General features: G+C 65.3%; 18 protein-coding genes. 5 read left to right on the top strand and 13 right to left on the bottom strand.

Going from position 1 to position 20,778, the window contains the following annotated elements; genetic code table 11:
- Positions 1-179 precede the first annotated feature (179 nt).
- The 4 genes from Q1M07_RS11615 to Q1M07_RS11600 all read left to right on the top strand — a co-directional run bounded on the left by Q1M07_RS11615 (position 180) and on the right by Q1M07_RS11600 (position 5,824).
- Positions 180-473 (top strand): HPr-rel-A system PqqD family peptide chaperone, encoded by a 294-nt coding sequence (locus Q1M07_RS11615; protein ID WP_300454038.1) that lies wholly within the window; start codon positions 180-182, stop codon positions 471-473.
- Positions 470-1,387 carry an HprK-related kinase A gene (locus Q1M07_RS11610; RefSeq protein ID WP_300454037.1) on the top strand — a complete coding sequence of 306 codons (918 nt, stop codon included), beginning with the start codon at positions 470-472 and terminating at the stop codon, positions 1,385-1,387. Before Q1M07_RS11615 ends, Q1M07_RS11610 begins: the two co-directional genes overlap by 4 nt.
- On the top strand, positions 1,380-2,525 hold the full coding sequence (locus tag Q1M07_RS11605) for a nucleotidyltransferase family protein (RefSeq protein ID WP_300454036.1): 1,146 nt from the start codon (positions 1,380-1,382) through the stop codon (positions 2,523-2,525). The genes Q1M07_RS11610 and Q1M07_RS11605 overlap by 8 nt, the downstream gene beginning before the upstream one ends.
- 182 nt (positions 2,526-2,707) lie before the next feature.
- The gene (locus Q1M07_RS11600) at positions 2,708-5,824 is read left to right on the top strand and encodes an error-prone DNA polymerase (RefSeq protein WP_300454035.1); all 3,117 of its coding nucleotides are present in this window, start codon (positions 2,708-2,710) and stop codon (positions 5,822-5,824) included.
- Between the two features lie 30 nt (positions 5,825-5,854).
- Here Q1M07_RS11600 and rimO read toward each other — a convergent pair whose 3' ends face one another.
- Both rimO and Q1M07_RS11590 read right to left on the bottom strand, forming a co-directional pair.
- Positions 5,855-7,177, bottom strand: a complete 1,323-nt coding sequence (gene rimO / locus Q1M07_RS11595; RefSeq protein WP_300454034.1) for a 30S ribosomal protein S12 methylthiotransferase RimO — start codon at positions 7,175-7,177, stop codon at positions 5,855-5,857.
- Positions 7,178-7,315: 138 nt separating this feature from the next.
- On the bottom strand, positions 7,316-7,531 hold the full coding sequence (locus tag Q1M07_RS11590; protein ID WP_300454032.1) for a hypothetical protein: 216 nt from the start codon (positions 7,529-7,531) through the stop codon (positions 7,316-7,318).
- Between the two features lie 206 nt (positions 7,532-7,737).
- Here Q1M07_RS11590 and Q1M07_RS11585 point away from each other — a divergent pair, with 206 nt between their 5' ends.
- Entirely contained in the window at positions 7,738-8,562 is an 825-nt protein-coding gene (locus Q1M07_RS11585; RefSeq protein ID WP_300454031.1) for a DUF2189 domain-containing protein, read from the top strand.
- 3 nt (positions 8,563-8,565) lie between these two features.
- On the opposite strand, the gene Q1M07_RS11580 is transcribed toward Q1M07_RS11585, so the two are convergent.
- The 11 genes from Q1M07_RS11580 to hisC all read right to left on the bottom strand — a co-directional run bounded on the left by Q1M07_RS11580 (position 8,566) and on the right by hisC (position 20,777).
- Entirely contained in the window at positions 8,566-9,420 is an 855-nt protein-coding gene (locus Q1M07_RS11580; protein ID WP_300454030.1) for an amino acid ABC transporter substrate-binding protein, read from the bottom strand.
- Positions 9,421-9,549: 129 nt separating this feature from the next.
- Entirely contained in the window at positions 9,550-10,335 is a 786-nt protein-coding gene (locus Q1M07_RS11575) for a 3'-5' exonuclease (RefSeq protein ID WP_300454029.1), read from the bottom strand.
- A 7-nt stretch (positions 10,336-10,342) separates the two neighbouring features.
- Positions 10,343-11,242, bottom strand: a complete 900-nt coding sequence (cysM, locus tag Q1M07_RS11570) for a cysteine synthase CysM (RefSeq protein WP_300454028.1) — start codon at positions 11,240-11,242, stop codon at positions 10,343-10,345.
- Positions 11,235-12,239, bottom strand: a complete 1,005-nt coding sequence (gene rfaD / locus Q1M07_RS11565; protein WP_300454026.1) for an ADP-glyceromanno-heptose 6-epimerase — start codon at positions 12,237-12,239, stop codon at positions 11,235-11,237. Before rfaD ends, cysM begins: the two co-directional genes overlap by 8 nt.
- Before the next feature lie 7 nt (positions 12,240-12,246).
- A complete protein-coding gene (gene rfaE1 / locus Q1M07_RS11560) occupies positions 12,247-13,179 on the bottom strand; it encodes a D-glycero-beta-D-manno-heptose-7-phosphate kinase (RefSeq protein WP_300454025.1) in 933 nt (310 codons plus the stop codon).
- A gap of 83 nt (positions 13,180-13,262) precedes the next feature.
- Positions 13,263-14,432: a lipopolysaccharide assembly protein LapB gene (gene lapB, locus Q1M07_RS11555; RefSeq protein ID WP_300454024.1), complete on the bottom strand. Its 1,170-nt coding sequence runs from the start codon at positions 14,430-14,432 to the stop codon at positions 13,263-13,265.
- Between the two features lie 183 nt (positions 14,433-14,615).
- The gene (locus tag Q1M07_RS11550; RefSeq protein WP_300454023.1) at positions 14,616-14,909 is read right to left on the bottom strand and encodes an integration host factor subunit beta; all 294 of its coding nucleotides are present in this window, start codon (positions 14,907-14,909) and stop codon (positions 14,616-14,618) included.
- Between the two features lie 9 nt (positions 14,910-14,918).
- On the bottom strand, positions 14,919-16,619 hold the full coding sequence (gene rpsA / locus Q1M07_RS11545) for a 30S ribosomal protein S1 (protein WP_300454022.1): 1,701 nt from the start codon (positions 16,617-16,619) through the stop codon (positions 14,919-14,921).
- A gap of 180 nt (positions 16,620-16,799) precedes the next feature.
- A complete protein-coding gene (locus Q1M07_RS11540) occupies positions 16,800-18,767 on the bottom strand; it encodes a bifunctional 3-phosphoshikimate 1-carboxyvinyltransferase/cytidylate kinase (protein WP_300454021.1) in 1,968 nt (655 codons plus the stop codon).
- A complete protein-coding gene (locus Q1M07_RS11535) occupies positions 18,764-19,651 on the bottom strand; it encodes a prephenate dehydrogenase/arogenate dehydrogenase family protein (protein ID WP_300454020.1) in 888 nt (295 codons plus the stop codon). Before Q1M07_RS11535 ends, Q1M07_RS11540 begins: the two co-directional genes overlap by 4 nt.
- A 37-nt stretch (positions 19,652-19,688) precedes the next feature.
- Complete coding sequence (gene hisC, locus Q1M07_RS11530; RefSeq protein ID WP_300454019.1) at positions 19,689-20,777, bottom strand: histidinol-phosphate transaminase; 1,089 nt, start codon at positions 20,775-20,777, stop codon at positions 19,689-19,691.
- Between the last annotated feature and the right edge of the window lies 1 nt (position 20,778).

The following is a 20,778-nucleotide window of genomic DNA, read 5'->3' as shown; positions in this document are numbered from 1 at the left end:
GACTCGGACCGGCGGTTCGCTGTGCAGCGGCTCTCAGGCCGGCCTGGCTGGTCCGGCAGAGCCTGCGCCATGTGCGCGCGAGGAATGTCCGGCCTGCTCGCTCAAAACCCTTGGCAAGCCAATAGAGCATCGCGTGCTGTGTTCCCGTCGGCCAATCCTTCCCCTTCCCTGGCCACATCGTGATTGCCCTGACGCGAGCCGGTCACGAGCTGAGCTGGCAGAAATGGGATGACGTGTTCATCGTCTACCAGCCCTCCTCTGCGGAAACGCACGTCTTCAACGAGACTACGGCATTGATCCTGAGAGGACTCGAGCAGAGCGCGAAGTCGCTCGATGAACTGAGGGAGTTCACGGCGAGCGAGCTTGGCATCGCCACTGAGGATCTCGACGCGGATGATCTCGCCTTCGCCATGGCGCGGATCGAGGAACTCGGCCTCATCGAGCGCCTGGATGACGTCGTTGCCGGTCAATGATCGTCGGTGACCTGAGTCGCCGGGAAATCGAACGGCGATTGGCCGGCACCGGTCTCGTCGTCCGCTTCGGCCCCTTCCATCTCAGGATTCGCTCCGATCTGGCATCGCTTTCCTCACTCGTCCATCGGCTTTACCAACCCTATCCGTTGCCCGAGACGGGCGAAATAACCGACTTTCACGTTGGCATCAGCCGCCCGCGCGGACTGCGCCGCTGGCTGCGACGCCAAGCATGTTTTACCGTAGACGGACAATCGCCTTTCGCTCCCTACGCCGCCGAACACGCTTTCCCGGCCCTGGAATGGGGCATCAACTGGTGTGTCGCCACGCGCGCGCATCATCTGCTCATGCTTCATTCGGCAGGAGTCGAGCGCCATGGCCGGGCGATGCTCTTTCCTGCTTCACCGGGTGACGGCAAATCGACCCTATGCACCGCGCTGATCCATTCGGGATGGCGCCTGATGTCCGACGAATTCGGACTGCTACGGCCTGAGGACGGCATGCTGCTGCCGCTGCCTCGCCTGATTCCACTCAAGAACGAGTCGATCGAGGTGATCAGGCGCTTTCGTCCCGAGGCCATCGTCGGCCCATCTTTCCTCGCTACCCGTAAGGGAACCGTGGCGCATGTGCGGCCGCCGGCGGACAGCATCGCGCGAATGCAGGAGACCGCCCGGCCACGCTGGTTTGTTTTCCCACGCTGGATCGCCAACGCGCCGCTCTCGCTCGAACCGTTGCCGAAGAGCCAAGCCTTCCTGATGATCGCGACCAACGCTTTCAACTACGAGGTGCTCGACGAAACCGCTTTTCGACTCGTCGCCGACCTCGTTCGCCGTTGCGATTCCTACTCGCTGGTCTACTCCGATCTCGACCAGGCGATCAGCGCGCTCGACGATCTATCTAACGACGTCGATGACTAGAGTGAACAGAGAAACCTACCGGGCGCGTAGCCTTCTCCTCGACGCCCTCAGGACACCGGACAAGCTGTCCGCCCTGCCGCCAGCCGATTGGGAGTTGTTGCTACGCGTCGCCCGGCGCGTCAGGCTGTTGGGCAGGCTGGAGTCCGAACTGTCGCGAGCGGGACTGCTGGAGAAAGTTCCGCCGCGCGCCGCTGACCACCTGAGGGCCGCCCATAACGTCATCGAGCATCGCAGGACGCTGGTTTCCTGGGAGGTAAACCGCATTCTCTGGGCGCTCGAGGGGATGGAAGTACCCTTGATCTTGCTGAAGGGAACGGGCTATCTCCTGGCGGACTTGCCGCCGGCACGCGGACGCATCTTCGCCGACGTCGATCTGTTGGTGCCCGAGGACAGGATAGGCGAGATCGAGGAAAGACTCAGCGCACGCGGCTGGTTCAAAACCCAGATCGACCCCTACGACGACCGCTACTACCGCGTCTGGATGCACGAGATTCCGCCCCTCAGGCACCTGGAACGAGGCACGGAAATCGACATCCACCACCGACTCCTGCCGAAAACCAGTCACCTCAAGTCCGCTCCCGCGCCGCTCTTTGCCGCCGCCCAGCCGCTCAGCGACCCGCGCCTGCGCATTCTCGCCCCGGCTGACATGGTGCTCCACTCGCTGGTCCATCTGTTTCTCGAGGGCGATCCCGATGAAGGACTGCGCCTGCGGGATCTGGTCGATGTGCATGATCTGCTCGGTTATTTCGGCCAGCAGCCGGGCTTCTGGGAGGGTTTGGTGCCGCGCGCGCGCGAACTGGGTTTCACGCGTCCGCTGCTCTACGGGTTGCAGCAGGCGCAAGAACTGCTCGCCACCCCGGTGCCGCCGGGCGTGCTGCAGGAACTGGCTGCGGCAGCGCCGGCCTGGCCGGTCCGGCAAATCATGAAGCGGCTGATTCCGCTCGCACTGCTGCCCGGACATCCGGACCACCCGTCGCCTTCGGCGACCCTCGCCCGCTGGCTTTTGTACCTGCGTGCGCACTGGCTGCGCATGCCGCCGGGTCTGTTGATCAAGCACTTGTCACACAAGGCATGGCTGCGCTGGCGCGGTTACCGAAAGCGCATCGACCTCGCGCAACTCGACCTGAAACAGCAATAGCGTCGAGAGGAAAGCGGCGCCACACTGGACCGGCGGCGCCTACGCACGAACGGCGCCGAACTGGCAAACGTCTCGATCGCTGACCGTGCGCCGCCCTGCGCGCGGCACCTCCCGACGCGGCGCGCTGGCCTGGGAAAATCTGCCGCGAAATATTATACTGTATTTATTTACACTATAATGCCGTGGACGACGCCCTCCCCTTTTACGCCGAACTGCACTGCTGCTCCAACTTCTCCTTCCTGCGTGGCGCGTCGCATCCGGAGGAACTGGTCGAACGGGCGCAGACGCTGGGTTACAGCGCGCTGGCGCTGACCGACGAGGCTTCGCTGGCCGGTGTCGTGCGGGCGCACAAAGCGGCGAAGGATTTTGGCCTGAAGCTGCTCATCGGCGCCCAGTTCCGGCTCGCCGGCGAGCCGGACGGTGGCCTCCGGCTGGTGCTTCTGGCGCAGAACCGGGCCGGTTACGGCAACCTGTCCGCGCTGATCACGCTGGCGCGGCGGCGCGCGACCAAAGGCGAGTACCGCTTGTACCGCAACGACTTCGAAAAGCCCGGTCACTTCGCTTTCGGCCAGGGTGCGGTGCCGGACTGCCTGGCACTCTGGATAGCCGACGTCGGCGCCAGCGCGGCAGACGGCCGCTGGCTGGCAAGCCGTTTTCCGAATCGTTCGTGGCTGGCCGTCGAACTTCACTCGGGAGCCGACGATGCGCAACGGCTGGCAAGACTGCTCGAACTGGCGCAGGCGAGCGGCCTGCCGGCCGTCGCCGCCGGCGATGTGCATATGCACTTGCGCGCCCGCCGCCCCTTGCAGGACACGCTGACGGCAATCCGCCTGCACAGCACTCTGTTCGCTGCCGGACGCGCACTCTTCGCCAACGGCGAGCGCCACCTGCGCGCGCGCCTGCGGCTGGCGCGGATTTATCCGCTCGAACTGCTCGCCGAGACGCTTCTCGTCGCGGCACGCTGCCATTTCTCGCTCGACGAACTACGCTACGAGTACCCCGACGAAGTGGTTCCGGACGGCCAGAGGCCGTCGGACTTCCTGCGCAGCGAAGTGGAACAGGGGCTGCGCCGGCGCTACCCCGGCGGCGTCCCGCCCGCTGTGCACGAACGCGTCGAGCACGAACTCTCGCTGATCGAGGAACTCGCCTACGAGCCCTACTTTCTGACGGTCTACGACATCGTCAATTTTGCCCGCCGCCGCAACATTCTGTGCCAGGGACGCGGCTCAGCGGCCAACTCCGCCGTGTGTTACTGCCTCGGCATCAGCGAAGTCGATCCGGCACGTTCGAACCTGCTGTTCGAGCGCTTCATCTCCCGGGAACGTGGCGAACCACCCGATATCGACGTCGATTTCGAGCACGAACGGCGCGAGGAGGTGATCCAGTATCTTTACGCCAAATATGGACGCGAGCGCGCCGCGCTGACGGCAACGGTCATCACCTACCGGACACGCGGAGCACTGCGCGACGTCGGCCGCGCGCTCGGTTTCGGCCGCACCCAGATCGACGCACTGAGCGCCTCGCTGGCCTGGTGGGACAAGCGCGACCAACTCCCCGACCGCCTGCGCGCCGTCGGTCTCGACCCGGCCGCGCCGCGGGTCGCCAAATGGCTCGCCCTGACCGACGCGCTGCGCGGTTTTCCTCGCCATCTGTCGCAGCATGTCGGCGGCTTCGTCATCGCACGCGGCCCACTGTGCCGGCTGGTACCGATAGAAAACGCCGCCATGCCGGAACGTAGCGTGATCCAATGGGACAAGGACGATCTCGATACCCTCGGCCTGCTGAAGATCGACGTACTGGCGCTCGGCATGCTCTCGGCGATCCATCGCGCACTCGATCTCGTCGGTTGCCGTCTGGCCGACATTCCGCCAGAAGACCCGGCGGTCTACGACATGATCTGCGCCGCCGATACGGTCGGCGTCTTCCAGATCGAATCGCGCGCGCAGATGGCCATGCTACCGCGCCTCAGGCCGCGCAACTTCTACGATCTGGTGATCGAAGTGGCACTCGTCAGGCCGGGCCCGATTCAGGGCGACATGGTGCACCCCTACCTGCGCCGCCGCCATGGCAAGGAGCGTAGCGAAGCGATGCGTCCCGAAATAGAGGCCGTCCTCGGCCGCACCTGCGGCGTGCCGATTTTCCAGGAACAAGTGATGCAACTGGCCGTCGTCGCCGCCGGTTTCACCCCCGGCGAAGCCGACCAGTTGCGCCGGGCGATGGCCGCCTGGCGACGCAAGGGCGGGCTCGAACCCTTCGAACAGAAGCTGATCACCGGCATGCGCCAGCGTGGCCACGACGAAGCCTTCGCGCAGCGCATCTTCGCGCAGATTCGGGGCTTCGGCGAGTACGGTTTCCCCGAATCGCACGCCGCATCATTTGCCTTGCTGGTCTACGTCTCGGCCTGGCTCAAGCGCCACCATGCGGCGGCTTTTCTCTGTGCGCTGCTCAACAGCCAGCCGCTGGGCTTCTACTCGCCGTCGCAATTGGTTCAAGACGCGCGCCGGCACGGTGTCGACGTTCGGCCGGTGACGGCGAGCGCCAGCGACTGGGAGGCGAAGCTCGAAAACAGCGCGCCGGACGCCGCCGCCGGCCAGCCGGCCGTTCGCCTGGGACTGGCGAGCATCGCCGGCCTGTCGCGAACGGCCGCCGTTCGACTGCTCGAAGCCCGCCGGCAACGGCCTTTCGCCAGCCTTGCCGACCTCGCGACACGAAGCCGTCTGACGCAGCGCGATCTCGACCTGCTCGCCGCTGCCGACGCGCTGTCCAGTCTCGCCGGCCATCGTCGGCAAGCGGCCTGGGCCGCCTCCGGAATCGCCGTACAGCTCGATTTGCTGAGCAGCGCGCCGTCACCGGAAAGCCCGCTCGAACTCGCCGCGCCATCCGAGGGGGAAAACCTGATCGCCGACTACGCCAGCACCGGCCTGACCCTCGGCCGCCATCCGCTGACCCTGCTGCGCCAGCGCCTCGCCGCACAACGCTTCGTTTCCGCCAGTCAACTGCAGACGGCTCCCGACCGCCAGCTTCTGCGCGCCGCCGGAATCGTCAGTTGCCGCCAGCGGCCGGGAACGGCCAGCGGCATCGTCTTCGTCACGCTCGAAGACGAAACCGGGCTGGCCAACATCGTCGTGCACTCGCGGCTTGTCGAGAGACAGCGCCGCGAACTGCTCGGCGCTCGCCTGCTCGGCGTCCTCGGCCAGGTACAGCGCGAGGGCGAAGTCGTCCATCTGGTCGCCAAGCGCCTCGTGGACCTTTCGCCGCTACTCGGCCGCTTGCCGACGGCGAGCCGGGATTTTCATTGAGCCGCCGCCGTTCCCGGTCGCCGCGGGAACTCAGGCACCGACGGCAAGTTCGGCGTACAGATCGTGCTCGTCCGCATCGACCACCCGAACGCGCAGAAAGTCGCCGGCTTGCGCGTCGAAGTGATCGTTAATGAATACCAGTCCGTCGATTTCCGGTGCGTCGGCTGCCGAGCGGGCGATCGTTCCCTCGTCGTCGACTTCATCGACCAGGACGTCGATTTCCGTTCCGATCTTGGCTGCCAGCAACTCCGCGGAAATGTCTTCCTGCAAAGCCATCAGCCGTTGTCGCCGCGCCTCGCGAACTTCCTCCGGAAGCGCGCCCGGCAGCGCATTGGCGGCCGCACCGTCGACCGGGGAATAGGCAAAGCAGCCGACGCGGTCGAGCCGCGCTGCCGCGAGAAACGCCAGGAGTTCCTCGAACTCGGCCTCGGTCTCTCCCGGAAAACCGGTGATGAAGGTACTGCGAATCGTGATCTGGGGGCACGCGGCGCGCCACGCCCTGATCCGCTCGAGATTGTTCTCGGCACTCGCCGGACGTTTCATTGCCGCCAAAACGCGCGGGCTGGCATGCTGGAAAGGTACGTCGAGGTAGGGCAACAGCCGGCCGTCGGCCATCAGGGGCAGCAGCGCGTCGACGCTGGGATACGGATAGACGTAGTGCAGACGAACCCAGATTCCCAGTTCACCCAGCGCCTCGCACAGTTCGCGCAACCGGGTACGCAGCGGACGCCCGCCGAAAAAGCCAGTCCGGTACCTGAGGTCGACACCGTAGGCGCTGGTGTCCTGCGAAATGACGAGCAATTCGCGCACGCCGGCCTCGGCCAGCGTCCGCGCCTCCTGCAGCACATCACCAATCGGCCGGCTGACCAGCGGGCCGCGCAGCGAAGGAATGATGCAGAAAGTGCAACTGTGGTTGCAACCCTCGGAAATCTTGAGGTAGGCGAAATGTTGCGGTGTCAGCTTGATCCCCTGCGCTGGAACCAGGCTGGTGAATGGATCGTGCGGCTGTGGCAGATGCGCATGCACGTGCTGCAGTACCTCGTCGGTGGCATGCGGACCGGTCACCGCCAGCACCTGCGGATGCGCCTTGCGAATCAGATCCTGCCTGGCGCCCAGACAACCGGTAACGATCACCCTGCCGTTCTCGGCCAAAGCTTCGCCGATGGCGTCGAGCGACTCCTCGACGGCGGCATCGATGAAACCACAGGTATTGATGACCACCAGGTCGGCACCTTCGTACGAGGGCGAGATCAGATAGCCTTCGGCACGCAGCCGAGTGAGGATTTGTTCCGAATCGACGGTTGCCTTCGGGCACCCGAGCGAAACGAAGCCGACGTTCTTCGGTGGAAGCATGAGGTAGCGCTCTCGTGACAGGCCCGCCAGTATACTGCGTACGGCCGGTCCGACGCCGCGGCGGTCGCCAGGCAAGCGCCGGCGCGGCAACTGCCCGGCCTGGCACCGGTGGATGTTGCCGCTTGGCCAGCGGCACGCTCAGGGCAAGCGGGCGGCCTTGTTCTGTGCGACCAGCACCAGCAACAGAAAGAAACAGGCGATGACGATCGCCGCGACGCCGGCTTGCAAAAGCGTCCCCACCTGCAGCGTCCCGACGTAGAACTGCCCGAGCAGCCGAGTGATTGCCGCGAAGGCGCAGAGCGCCAGCCCACCGATGCCGGCGAGACGTCCCAACCACAGAAAAAGAGTCTGCATTTCTTGCCCTTATGTATGAAAAACGAATGCGTCAACCCGCGCACCAGCGAGCCCTCTGCGCCGGATTGTAAGCGACAGCAGACGACAGTCAAGCGCCCGTCGCAAGCCGAGGGTCGGCCGACCGGACAGCGGCGCAGGCAGGCCGCACAACCGCGGACGGCTAACATGTTACGATTTGTCCGCCATAGTCACGAGGGAGCCGATCCATGACAGACGACGACAAACCCGCGAGCGACACCTCGGCCAGCCGTTTCCCGGTCATCCGGCGAATCGGATCCAGCGCCATCCCACTCTGGTTGCACGCCGGCTGGCAGGACTTTCGTCAAGGCGGCGTGGCCAGCCTCTTCTACGGTGTGTGTTTCGCTGCCGCGGGCTGGCTGATGCAAGCTGTCTTCGCCAAAGCGTATGCGCTTTTTGCCGGACTGACCACCGGCTTTCTGCTCCTCGGCCCCTTCCTGGCTCTCGGCCTCTACGACCTGAGCCGGCGCCGCGAACTCGGGGAGCCGCCCAGGCTGACCCCCAGCCTCGCCGCGTGGCGCCCCAATCTGGCCAATGTCGGCCTGTTTGCCGCTTTGCTGGCTGTCGTCCTGTTGGTCTGGGCGCGCGCATCGATCGTCGTTTTTGCCCTTTTCTTCGCCGGCGGACTACCGAGTTTCGCGGATGTCGTGCGCACCGTTCTGACCTTCGAGCAGGCCGATTTTGCCATCGTCTATTTTGCAGTTGGCGGTTTCTTCGCCGTTTTCGTCTTCGCGATCAGTGTCGTCGCCGTACCCCTGATGCTCGATCGCAAGACCGATGCGATCACCGCGGCGATCGCCAGCCTGCTCGCCTGCGTCCGCAATCCCGGCCCGATGCTGCTCTGGGCCGCCTGTATCGTGCTGCTGGTCGGCATCGGCTTCGCCACCGTCTTCGTCGGTTTGACGATCACCATGCCTTTGGTCGGGCATGCCACCTGGCACGCCTACCGCGACCTCGTCGAGACCGACAAAGAAGCAGAAGCGCGCAAGAGCGCCTTGGCAAACGGAAGCTGAGCGCTACTCGGGCAGGCCGTTCAGGAAATAGACATTCTCCAAGCGTTCTCCCGGCTGGGCGAGAAAACCGAACCAGCGGTCGTAAATGGTGAAAATCTCGCCACTGCGGCTCAGGCGAGCGAGTTCACCATTCACCACCAGGCGAAAGTCCGCATCGTTGCGACGCATCATCAGCGCGTACGGCTCATAGGAAAAAGTCTCCGGGCCCAGGATCCAGTCCGTTTGCTTACCCGAGTCGAGGGCGAGGCCGATCAGCAAGGAGCGATCGGAGACGTAGGCGTCCACCACACCCTGCGCCAGCGCGACCAGCCCCTGCTGGTGATCGCTCACCTTGATCAACTCCCCACTCACCTTGTCCTGCTTCAGCGCCCCGGCGATCGCCCGCTCGCTGGTCGTTCCCGCGGCAACCGCGATCTTCCTGCCGGCCAGATCGGCCAGGCGTCTGATCCCGGCAGACCGGCGGGTCAGGTAGGCACCGCCATCGACGAAGGTCGGCAGACTGAAATCGACTTCCTTCATGCGCGACAGCGAACTCGTCGTCGACCCGCACTCGAGGTCGATGGCACCCGACTTCAGCTTGGCAATGCGCGTCTCCGGTGTCACCGGCACCCACTGCAACTGCAGTTCATCGAGCGCCAAGTGCCTGACGATCGCTGCCGCGACCTTGGTACACAATTCCACCGAATAGCCCCAGGGCTGGTTGTCTTCGCCGGAGTAAGAAAACGGAATCGATGCCTCACGATAGCCCAGCAAGATGGTCTTCGACGCCCGAATCTTGTCCAGCGTCCCGGCCGCCTGCGCCAACGGGGACAGGCACAGGGCGGTGGCAACACAAAGAAGCCAGCGATCCAAGCTCATCGAATTCCTCCCCTAATCAGGCCGCCGACGATTCTGACACGCGGACGGCAATTATTGAAATCGCCTGGGCGCCAGGCGCCCCCGAACGAATGGCGCCAAGAGTCGGCCCCCGGCGCGCCAAGGGCCAAGCTAACGCCAGGCAGCCAGAAACTCCTGCCAGTGCGGCTTGCCGATCTTGGCCAGTTCGCCGCGCACGAAAGCAATCTCGCCCACATACTCGGCGCGCGTGAGTTCGCCGCGCATCAGGCGAAAGCGCAGAGCCACCAGATAGGTATTGAGAACGTCCGTCTCGCAGTAGTCGCGTATTTCGCCGACCCTGCCCGCCTGCCAAGCCTGCCAGACCTTGCCGCCGTCCATGCCGAGCTTGCCGGGAAAACCGATCAGTTTGGCCAACTGGTCGAGCGGCACGCTGGCCCGCGGCTGGTACATCGCCAGCAGATCCATCAGATCGAGGTGGCGCGTGTGGTAGCGCCCGATGTAGTTGTTCCACTTGAAATCGCGACTGTCGGGGTAGTCGCCGTCGCCAAGATCCCAGTAGCGGGGCGCGACGACACCGTGTACCAAGCCGCGATAGTGCAGCACCGGCAGGTCGAAGCCACCGCCGTTCCAGGAAACGATCTGCGGCGTGAACTTTTCTACGCCATCGTAGAAGCGCTGGATGATTTCGGCCTCGCCTTGTTCCGGCTCGGCCAGCGACCAGACGCGCAGATCCCTGCCGACCCTGAGCAGGCACGAAATCACCGCCACGCGCTGCAGATGGTGCGGCAGGAAGTCGTTGCCGGTCGCCGCGCGCCGCTGCTGGAAAGCCATTTCGGCGACTTCGTCGTCGGACAAGGCCGGGTCGAGATCATGCAGGCGACGCAGCCCCCCGACGTCGGGAATCGTCTCGATGTCGAAAACGAGCACCGGCTTCATCGCCAATTCAAGCCGGAAAGACCCCGGTCGAGAGATAGCGGTCGCCGCGATCGCAGACGATGCTGACGATGGTCGCGTTATCGACTTCGGCCGCCAGGCGCAGGGCGACGACCAGCGCGCCGCCGGAGGAGATGCCGGCGAAAATACCTTCCTCGCGGGCCAGGCGACGAGTCATCTCCTCGGCCTCGTCCTGGGCTACCGATTCGATGCGATCGACCAGCCGGCGGTCAAAGATTTTCGGCAGGTAGGCTTCCGGCCACTTCCGGATACCGGGAATCTGCGAGCCGTCCGCCGGCTGGCAACCGACGATGCAGATCGCCGGCTGACGTTCCTTGAGGTAGCGCGAAACCCCCATGATCGTTCCGGTCGTCCCCATGCTGCTGACGAAATGCGTCAGTCGTCCCGCCGTCTGATGCCACAGTTCGGGGCCCGTACCCTCGTAGTGCGCCAGCGGATTGTCCGGGTTGGCAAATTGATCGAGGATGATGCCGCGCCCCTCGTTGCGCATCGCCTCGGCGACGTCGCGCGCCAGTTCCATGCTTCCCTCGCGTGGCGTCAAGACCAGTTCGGCGCCAAAAGCCTGCATCGTCTGCCGCCGTTCGGCGCTCTGGTTCTCCGGCATGACGAGAATCATCCGGTAACCGCGCACGGCCGCCGCCATCGCCAGCGCGATCCCGGTATTGCCTGAAGTGGCCTCGATCAGCGTGTCGCCGGGCTTGATGTCGCCACGTCGCTCGGCGCGCACGATCATCGACAGCGCCGGTCTGTCCTTCACCGAACCGGCCGGGTTGTTGCCCTCGAGCTTGACCAGGAGGCGGTTGCCGCGCGCTTCGCCGAGCGCTCCCGGGAGACGCTGCAGCCGCACCAGCGGCGTCGCGCCGACATAGTCTTCGAGCGTCTTATCCATGCTCTTTCAACCAATGGACGTACTGCGCCACGCCCTCCTCGACGCCGGTGAAGGACGCCTCGTAGCCAGCCTTGCGCAGCTTCGACAGGTCGGCCTCGGTGAAACTCTGGTACTTGCCCCTGAGTTCGGCCGGAAACGGAATGTATTCGATCAGCCCCTGCCGCACGAGTTCGCCGAGCGGCAGCGGCGGCTGATCGTTCAGTGCGCGGCAGGCGTTGACGTTGGCCGCTGCCAGTTCGTTGAAGCTCTGCGCCCGACCGGTGCCGACGTTGAAAATCCCCGATTTCTCGGGGTGATCGAGGAAGTGGAGGTTGACCCGCGCCACATCGCCGACGAAAACGAAATCACGCCGCTGTTCGCCGGCCGCGTAGCCGTCGCAGCCTTCGAACAAGCTTACTTTCCCACGCGTTCGAAACTGATGGTAGTGATGGAAGGCGACCGACGCCATGCGCGCCTTGTGCGACTCGCGCGGTCCATAGACGTTGAAGTAGCGAAAACCGACGACCTGCGAATTGAAGGAACCGATTTCCGCCAGACGCCGGCGAACGATCTGGTCGAAGAGAAACTTGGAATACCCGTAGACGTTGAGCGGCGACTCGCACTGCCGTTCTTCGCGGAAAACGCCGCCACCGCCGTAGGTCGCCGCACTCGACGCGTAGAGCAAGGGGACTTCCTGGTCGAGGCACCAGTCGAGGATGGCCAGCGAGTAGCGGTAGTTGTTGTCCATCATGTAGCGGCCGTCGCTCTCCAGCGTATCCGAACACGCGCCCTGATGAAAAACGGCCTCGACATCGCCGTCGAAGTCACCGGCCATCAGTCGGTCGAGGAATTCCGCCTTGTCGACATAGTCGGCGATTTCGCAGTCGACCAGGTTCCTGAACTTGTCGGCTCGCGTCAGATTGTCGACCGCGATGATCTTGCGCACACCGCGTTCGTTGAGCGCGCGCACCAGATTCGAGCCGATGAAACCGGCCGCGCCAGTAACGATCATGTACATGCTCACCTCACATCAAGGCCGCGGCAAGCTCGTCGCGACTGACCACCGCGGTTCCGAGCTTGCCAACCACCACACCGGCGGCGACATTCGCCGCATGCACCGCTTCTCCCCAGGAAGCCCCACCGGCCAGCATCACGGCGAGCGAGGCGATGACCGTGTCGCCAGCCCCCGAAACGTCGAACACCTCGCGCGCCACGGCGGTTTCGTGCCAGGCGCCGCCGGCATGAAAGAGCGACATCCCTTCCTCCGAGCGCGTCACCAGCAGGGCCTCGAGCCCCAAGTCGCCGCGCAACGCCTCGGCCTTGCGCGCCAGTTCGGCCTCATCGTGCCAGCGACCGACGACGGCCCGCAACTCGGCACGGTTCGGCGTCACCACGGTGGCGCCGGCATACTTCGAGAAGTCGTCGCCCTTGGGGTCGACCAGCACCTTCTTGCCAGCGTCGCGTGCCAGACGGATCATCTCGCCGATATGCGTCAGGCCGCCTTTACCGTAGTCGGACAGGATTACGGCGTCGCAATCGGCGAGGCGCGTCTTGAATTCATGCAATTTGGCGCGTAGAACCTCGTGCGACGGCGAGGTTTCGAAATCGATGCGCAACAGTTGCTGCTGGCGCCCGATGACGCGCAATTTGACGGTCGTGCTGATCGCCGCGTCGACGTGCAGGCTGACATCGATTCCGCTCGCGGCGAGCAGCGCCAGCAGGCTGCGTCCCGCTTCGTCGTCGCCGACAACCGAGAGCAGGCCAACGCGCGCGCCAAGGGAGGCGATGTTGCGCGCCACATTGGCGGCCCCCCCCGGGCGCTCCTCGCAACGCTGGACCTTGACCACCGCCACCGGGGCCTCGGGCGAGATGCGTGCCACATCGCCGAACCAGTAGCGATCGAGCATCACGTCGCCGACCACCAGCAGTCTGCTGGCCGACAAGTCAGGCAGCGGCATCGGTGGCGCTCCCGAAACCCGGCGCACCGGGCGGGCGACCGGCACCGCGGCGGCCAAACGGATGAACGGCGAACATGGGATTCCTAAGGTGTCAGGTCGAACTCTTCGGTGCGTTTGGGCGAATAGGTCTCCCAGCCGCCGCAAGCCGGGCAGCGCCAGTAGAACTGGCGCGCCTTGAAGCCGCAATTATCGCACCGATAGCGCGCCAGGCGCCGCGTATAGCCCTGCACGATGCCCTTCGCCAGGTCGAGATCGGGACGATGCTCGGTCGAGGCGAACAACATCCTGGCTTCCAGCAACTTGTCGAAGCCGAGAAGTGTCGGATTGCGCTTCAATTCGTCGCGCACCAGCCGGTACGCCGCCTCGGGCCCGTCGGCTTCGAGCACCAGTTGGAACACCACGTCGAGCAGGTCGAGCGACGGATAACGCTCGAGATAGCCACGCAGGAGTTGCAGCCCCTCCTCGCGCCGGTCCAGCTTGCGAAAGGCTTCGAGCAGGCGTTGCGCGACGAGTGCCAGATAGGTCGGTTCCTGCTGTTCGATGCGCTGCCAGGATTCGATCGCCGCCGCGAAACGCTCCTGTTGAAAATCGATGTCGCCTTGCAGCAGGCTCGCCCGCACACACTTACGGTTACGCTCGAGGGCGGTCTGTAGATGATTGGCCGCCAGGTCGCGGCGCGAACGGATGATCTCGGCGGCGGCCAGTTCGCAATGGTACTCGGCGATCTCCTTGTGCGAAGCGAAGTCCGGCAACTCCGAAGCGATGGCGATCGCCTTTTCCCAATCCTTTTCCAGTTGATAGATCTCCAGCAGCTTGCGCTTGGCTTCTTCCGCCAGATCCGAGTGGCGCAGCTTGTCGAAAATCTCCTCGGCCCGGTCGAGCAGTCCGGCCTTCAGATAGTCCTGGCCGAGTTCGGCCAGCGCCTGCAGTTTGAGATCCTGTTTCAGATCCTCGCGTTCGAGCAGATTCTGGTGCATGCGGATGGCGCGCTCGGTTTCGCCGCGCCGGCGAAAGAGGCTGCCCAGGGCGAAATGCAGCTCGATCGTCTCCGGGTCCACCCTGACCGCCTCGACGAAGGCTTCGATCGCACGATCCGGCTGCTCGTTGAGCAAAAAATTGAGCCCCTGGAAATACGAACGCGGCAGTGCTCGCGACTCCTTGACCAGATGCCGGATATCGACGCGCGCCGCCGCCCAGCCGAGTCCGAAGAAGAGCGGGAACAGCAGTAGCTGCCAGTACTCGAAGTCAACCATTGGTCACGCTTTCCGGAACGCGATGCCGAGACAGGCGCGCGGGGACGGCGGACCGGCGTTCTCGCTGGCGAAAACGACCCGGAGAAGCCTCGAAGCCCACGGCGCTGCACGCACCAATCGATTCCCCGACAGGAAAACGGGCGGCATCGTGCCGCCCGTCCTCGACCCTTACCGGCCGATCACTCAGTGAGATTCCACGGAGCCATCGACGCGCTCCCGCAATTCCTTGCCGGCCTTGAAATGCGGTACCCATTTTTCGGGGACATCGACCCTTTCCCCCGACTTCGGGTTACGCCCGACGCGCGGCGGCCGGTAGTTCAAGCCAAAGCTGCCGAATCCGCGGATCTCGATGCGGTCGCCCCTCGACAGGGCGTCCGCCATCGCCTCGAGAATCATCTTGACCGACAGGTCCGCGTCCTTGGCGACCAGTTGCGGGAAGCGCTCGGCCAATTGGGCGATGAGATCCGACTTGGTCATCGCTCGGCCTTACTGCGGATTGTTCAGCTTGGCTTTCAGCAGGGCACCGAGATTCGTGGTACCCGAGCTGGCGCCGCTACTGTCGGCCGACAGCTTCTGCATCGCCTCGTGCTGCTCGGCCTGCTCCCTGGCCTTGATCGACAGGCTGATCGAACGTGTCTTGCGGTCGATGTTGATGATCATCGCCTCGATCGCGTCGCCTTCCTTGTACACCCGCGTCAGATCGTCGATCCGCTCGCGCGAGACTTCGGAAGCGCGCAAATACGCTTCGATGTCGCCGTCGAGCATGACCACCGCACCGCGCGCGTCGACCGACTTGACGACGCCGCGCACGATGCTGTTCTTGTCGTGCGTCGCGATGTAGCTGGTGTAGGGGTCGCCGTCGAGTTGCTTGATGCCGAGCGAAATCCGCTCCTTGTCGGTATCGATGGCGAGCACGACCGCGTCGACCTCGTCGCCTTTGCGGAAGTTGCGGATGGCTTCCTCGCCGGGCAGCGACCACGACAGGTCGGACAGATGCACCAGGCCGTCGATGCCGCCGGGCAGGCCGATGAAGACGCCGAAGTCGGTGATCGACTTGATCGCACCGCGCACCCGGTCGCCCTTCTTGTAGTTCATCGAGAAGTCGTCCCAAGGATTGGCGGCGCACTGCTTCATGCCCAGAGAAATCCGCCGCCGGTCTTCGTCGATCTCGAGGATCATCACTTCGACCTCGTCGCCCAGTTGGACGACCTTGGACGGATGGACGTTCTTGTTCGTCCAGTCCATCTCGGAAACATGCACCAGACCCTCGATGCCCTGCTCGATCTCGACGAACGCGCCGTAGTCGGTGAGGTTGGTGACCTTGCCGAAGAGGCGGGTGGTCGGCGGATAACGACGCGAGATGCCAACCCACGGATCCTCGCCGAGCTGCTTGAGGCCGAGCGAAACGCGGTTCTTTTCCTGGTCGAACTTGAGGATCTTGGCCTGCACTTCGTCGCCCACCGCGAGCACTTCGGACGGATGACGAACCCGGCGCCACGCCAGATCGGTGATGTGCAGCAGACCGTCGATGCCGCCCAGATCGACGAAAGCGCCGTAGTCGGTGATGTTCTTGACGACGCCCTTGACGATGCTGCCTTCCTTGAGAGCCGCCAGCAAGGCGTCGCGCTCTTCGCCGACGCTCGCTTCGAGGACGGCGCGCCGCGAAACCACCACGTTGTTGCGCTTGCGATCGAGTTTGATGACCTTGAATTCGTAAGTCTTGCCTTCGTACGGCGTGGTGTCTTTGACCGGGCGCATGTCGACCAGCGAGCCGGGCAGGAAGGCGCGCACGCTGTTGGTCATCACCGTCAGCCCGCCCTTGACCTTGCCGGTGATCGTGCCGACGACGAGGCTGCCGTCGTTGAGCGCCTGTTCGAGCGCATTCCACGCCGCGACGCGCTTGGCACGGTCGCGCGACAGGCGTGTTTCACCGAAACCGTTTTCGAGCTGCTCGATGGCGACCTGGACGAAATCGCCGACCTTGACCTCGAGTTCGCCCTGGTCGTTGCGAAATTCCTCGAGCTCGATATAACTCTCCGACTTGAGGCCGGCGTTGACGACGACGAAGTTCTGGTCGATACGAACGATTTCCGCAGTGATGACCTCTCCGGGACGCATTTCCTGGCGTCCGAGGCTTTCCTCGAAAAGTTCGGCGAAGCTTTCTGACATGGTGGGATTGGCTGACATATGTAGTGAGTTACCTGACCGCAAGCTTGCGGGGTGAGTTGATAAACGATCACCAGATCCGGACGTTCCGGATACTTCGCAGCGAAGCAAGGACTTTGCGCCGGCTGATCCCGGGCGGAACGGCTGCCGGGCCGACGACGCGTCGAACTGGTGACACCTCCGGTCAACGGCGGCTGCCGTTCACCCTTTTTGCGGACACCCCCTGACCCAGTCGAGCACCTGTGCCACGGCGCTGACAATGGTCAGATCGCTCGTATCGAGCAAGTGGGCATCCTTACTCTGCTGCATCGGCGCGACGCTGCGTTGGCTATCCCGTTCGTCGCGTTCGCGCAGATCCAGCACGAGGTCCGCAATATTAGCAGCGATTCCTTTGTCGATCAACTGCTTATGCCGCCTCATCGCGCGTATTTCGAGACTGGCGGTAAGGAAGACCTTGGTCGGCGAATCCGGGAAGACCACCGATCCCATGTCGCGTCCATCGGCGACCAGTCCCGGTGGCCGACGGAAGGCGCGCTGCCGGAAGAGCAGCGCCGCGCGCACGGCCGGCAGCGCCGCGACGCGCGACGCGGCAACGGAAATTTCCTCGTGCCGGATGGCGTCGCCGACCTCCTCGCCGGCGAGCCGGATCGCGTCGCCGGCAAACTCGACGTCGAGGCGGCCGGCGATCGCCGCGACTGCCGCTTCGTCGTCGCAGGCTACGCCGGCCCGCCTGGCGGCCAGCGCGGTCAGCCGGTAGAGGGCGCCCGAATCGAGGTAGTGCCAGCCGAGTGCCGCCGCCACACGGGCGGCGATCGTCCCCTTGCCGGAGGCCGAGGTGCCGTCGATGGCGACCACCGGTACCGGCTGCGTCAGCTCGACGAAGCGCGCGAAATAGTCGGGAAAGGTCTTGCCGACGGTGGCCGGGTCGTTGATGCGCAGCGGCGTGCCGAAAGCGGCAAGCGAAAAACACATCGCCATGCGGTGGTCGTCGTAGGTATCGATCGTTGCTGGCCGCAGATCCCCCGCCGGCGGTGGCGAGACGCGGAGCCAGTCGTCGCCTTCGTCGACCGTCGCCCCGAGCTTGCGCAGTTCGCACGCCATCGCCGCGATGCGGTCGGTCTCCTTGACCCGCCAACTGGCGATACGGCGCAAGGTCGTCGGGCCGTCGGCGAACAGCGCCAGCGTGGCCAGCGTCATCGCTGCATCCGGAATGGGATTGCAATCGAGTTCCATGCCGCGCAGCCGGCCGCCGCCGGCCGGCGCCGAAGCCTCGATCCAGCGGTCGCCGACCGCCACCCGTGCGCCCATCCGCGCCAGCGCGTCGGCGAAGCGCACGTCGCCCTGCAGCGAATCGCGGCCCACCCCCGTGACGCGCAGCGGCCCGCCGCCGAGGGCGCCGAGAGCGAGAAAATACGAGGCCGACGACGCATCGCCCTCGACCTGCAACCGGCCCGGCGAACGATAACGACTGCCGGCCGGCACCGTGAAGCGCCGCCAGCCGTCGCGTTCGACCGGCACGCCGAAACTCGCCATCGTCGCCAGCGTGAGATCGACGTAAGGCTGCGAAATCAGCTCGCCGACCACCTCGACCGTGGTGGCGCCGGCGCGCAAGGGCAGGGCCATCAACAGGCCGCTCAGAAACTGGCTCGACACGTCGCCGCGCAAGCGCACCACGCTGGCCGAGACATTCCGCTCCGGCGCCGGCGGACGGATCGCCAGCGGCGGAAAACCGGCCTCGGCGAGGTAGTCCATATCGGCTCCGATCTGCCGCAAGGCATCGACCAGGTCGCCGATCGGCCGTTCGTGCATGCGCGCCACACCGGCCAGCCGGTAGTTCCCGCCGGCCAGTGCGAGCACCGCGGTGAGCGGCCGGAAAGCGGTACCGGCGTTGCCGAGGAAGAGATCGGCCTCGCGCACCGGGAAAACACCGCCCACCCCGCGCACGCGAAAAGTCCGCCCGGCCAGCCGCTCGACGCCGACGCCGAGCGTCGCCAGCGCGTCGAGCATGCGCTGCGTGTCGTCGGACAGCAGCAGGTCGTGCAGCTCGGTTTCGCCTTCGGCCAGCGCGGCGAGCAGCAGCAGCCGGTTGGACAGGCTCTTCGAGCCCGGCAGACTCAGCGTGCCGCACGCCGCGACGAGCTGCGGCAAATCGATATGTTCGGTGCTCACGCGTCCGTCCTCCCTTCGGCCCACGCCCGCCGTGCCGCACGGGCGACGGCGAAAGTCGTCTCCAGGCGGGCACCGTCGGCGCACTGCAGGGCATCGCGCAGTTCGTCGAGCTGCGTCTGGTAGCGCGCCAGCTCGTCGAGCAGTGCCCCGCGGTTGGCCAAGCAGATGTCGCGCCACATTTCCGGATGGCTGGCGGCGATGCGCGTGAAGTCGCGAAAACCGCTCGCCGCGAAAGCGAACAGCAGGTCGCGGTTGTCGCGCCGTGCCAGCTCATGCACCAGCGCGAAGGACAGCAGGTGCGGCAGATGGCTGACCGCGGCGAAAACGCGATCGTGCTCGGCCGGCGACAACTCGCGCACCTGCGCGCCGCAGCACTCCCAGGCGGCGCGCACGCGGGCGACGCTCGCCGCATCGCTCTCGGCGAGCGGCGTCAGCACCACCTGCTTGTGGCGGTAGAGATCGGCGCGCGCCGCCAGCGCGCCGCTGTTCTCGGCGCCGGCGATCGGATGCGCCGGAACGAACTGCCCGAGCCGCTGGCCGAAGTGCGCGCGCGCCGCGGCGACGACATCCTCCTTCGTGCTGCCGGCGTCGGTGACCACCGTCTGCGGACCGAGGCAAGGAACGATGCGCGCCATCACCTCGGGTGTCGTACCGACCGGCGTGGCGATCAGAACGAGATCGGCGTTGCTCACCTCCTGGCCGACGTTGAAACCGGCGCGGTCGAGAATGCCGAGTTCCAGCGCCTGCGTCAGCGAACCGAGGCGGCGCCCGAAGCCGACCACCTCGCCGACCTCGCCGGCCGCCCGGAGCGCCAGCGCGAAGGAACCGCCGATCAGACCGACGCCGAAGACGACCAGTTTGGCGAAGCGCGGCGGCGTGCTCACAACCGCCGTTCCCGGCACCCGCCGATCGCCGGCCGGCTCACAGGGATCCCTCGAGCGCGGTCAGGAAGCGGGCGTTCTCGCTCGCCGTGCCGATCGTCACGCGCAGCCAGTCGGGCATGGCGTAGCCGGCCAGCGGGCGCACGATGACGCCGCGTTCGAGCAGCCGCCGATTGACCGCCGCCGCGGCGGCGGCGCGAAAAGTCACGAAGTTGCCGTGCGACGGAATGTGCGTGCAGCCCAGTCGCTTCAGCCCGCCGACGATCTGCTCCATACCGGCGCGATTGAGCGCATAGCTGCGGGCGACGAACTCGTGGTCGTCGAGCGCCGCCGCCGCCGCGGCGAGCGCCAGATTGTTGCAGTTGAAAGGCTGACGAACGCGGTTCATGAGGTCGGCGATCTCGGTCGAGGTCAGCGCATAACCGACGCGCAGACCGGCCAGGCCGTAGATCTTCGAGAATGTGCGGGTGATCACCAGATTCGGCCTCTCGGCCAGCCAGGCCGTCGTGTCGACCCGCTCGCCCGGCGGCAGATACTCATTGTAGGCCTCGTCGAGGACGATCACGACATCCGGCGGAACGGCCTCGACAAAGCGCCGCAGTTCGTCGTAGGACACGAAGGTGCCGGTCGGGTTGTTCGGGTTGGCGATCCACACCAGGCGCGTATCGGGCCGTATCGCGGCCCGCATGGCCGCCAGGTCGTGACCGAAATCCTTCGCCGGCACGGCGATCGCTTCGCCGCCTGCCGACAGCGTCGCCAGCGGATAGACGGCAAACGCGTACTGCGCGAAAACCGCCGAGCGGCCCGGCGCCAGGAAGACGCGCGCCACCAGGTCGAGAACATCGTTCGAACCGTTGCCGAGAACGATGCACTCGCTGCCGAGGCCGGTCCGCTCGGCCAGCGCCTGTTTGAGTTCGAAGTCGTCCGGGTAGCGGGCCAGCGTCGTCAGCGCCGCTTGCGCCGCGGCGTGCGCTTTCGGACTCATTCCCAGCGGGTTCTCGTTGGACGCCAGCTTGACGATCTCGTCGACCGCGATTCCCATCTCGCGCGCCAGTTGAGTGATCGGCTTGCCCGGCTGATAGGGCGAAATCGCCCGGACGTAGGGTAACGACTGCTCGCTGAGTGCCATC

The organism is Accumulibacter sp., assembly GCF_029255285.1.
Taxonomy (GTDB): Bacteria; Pseudomonadota; Gammaproteobacteria; order Burkholderiales; family Rhodocyclaceae; genus Accumulibacter.
Note: the sequence above shows the minus strand (reverse complement) of the source record. Positions and strands in the feature narration are given on the sequence as shown.

Excerpts from the sequence above, each read along its gene's own strand:
- Q1M07_RS11550 (WP_300454023.1), bottom strand. The coding sequence starts at position 14,909 with ATGACCAAGTCGGATCTCATCGCCCAATTGGCCGAGCGCTTCCCGCAA.
- cysM (WP_300454028.1), bottom strand. The coding sequence starts at position 11,242 with ATGGATAAGACGCTCGAAGACTATGTCGGCGCGACGCCGCTGGTGCGG.
- Q1M07_RS11605 (WP_300454036.1), top strand. The coding sequence starts at position 1,380 with ATGACTAGAGTGAACAGAGAAACCTACCGGGCGCGTAGCCTTCTCCTC.
- rpsA (WP_300454022.1), bottom strand. The coding sequence starts at position 16,619 with ATGTCAGCCAATCCCACCATGTCAGAAAGCTTCGCCGAACTTTTCGAG.
- Q1M07_RS11610 (WP_300454037.1), top strand. The coding sequence starts at position 470 with ATGATCGTCGGTGACCTGAGTCGCCGGGAAATCGAACGGCGATTGGCC.
- lapB (WP_300454024.1), bottom strand. The coding sequence starts at position 14,432 with ATGGTTGACTTCGAGTACTGGCAGCTACTGCTGTTCCCGCTCTTCTTC.
- Q1M07_RS11580 (WP_300454030.1), bottom strand. The coding sequence starts at position 9,420 with ATGAGCTTGGATCGCTGGCTTCTTTGTGTTGCCACCGCCCTGTGCCTG.
- Q1M07_RS11590 (WP_300454032.1), bottom strand. The coding sequence starts at position 7,531 with ATGCAGACTCTTTTTCTGTGGTTGGGACGTCTCGCCGGCATCGGTGGG.
- hisC (WP_300454019.1), bottom strand. The coding sequence starts at position 20,777 with ATGGCACTCAGCGAGCAGTCGTTACCCTACGTCCGGGCGATTTCGCCC.
- Q1M07_RS11585 (WP_300454031.1), top strand. The coding sequence starts at position 7,738 with ATGACAGACGACGACAAACCCGCGAGCGACACCTCGGCCAGCCGTTTC.
- rimO (WP_300454034.1), bottom strand. The coding sequence starts at position 7,177 with ATGCTTCCACCGAAGAACGTCGGCTTCGTTTCGCTCGGGTGCCCGAAG.
- Q1M07_RS11575 (WP_300454029.1), bottom strand. The coding sequence starts at position 10,335 with ATGAAGCCGGTGCTCGTTTTCGACATCGAGACGATTCCCGACGTCGGG.
- rfaE1 (WP_300454025.1), bottom strand. The coding sequence starts at position 13,179 with ATGCCGCTGCCTGACTTGTCGGCCAGCAGACTGCTGGTGGTCGGCGAC.
- rfaD (WP_300454026.1), bottom strand. The coding sequence starts at position 12,239 with ATGTACATGATCGTTACTGGCGCGGCCGGTTTCATCGGCTCGAATCTG.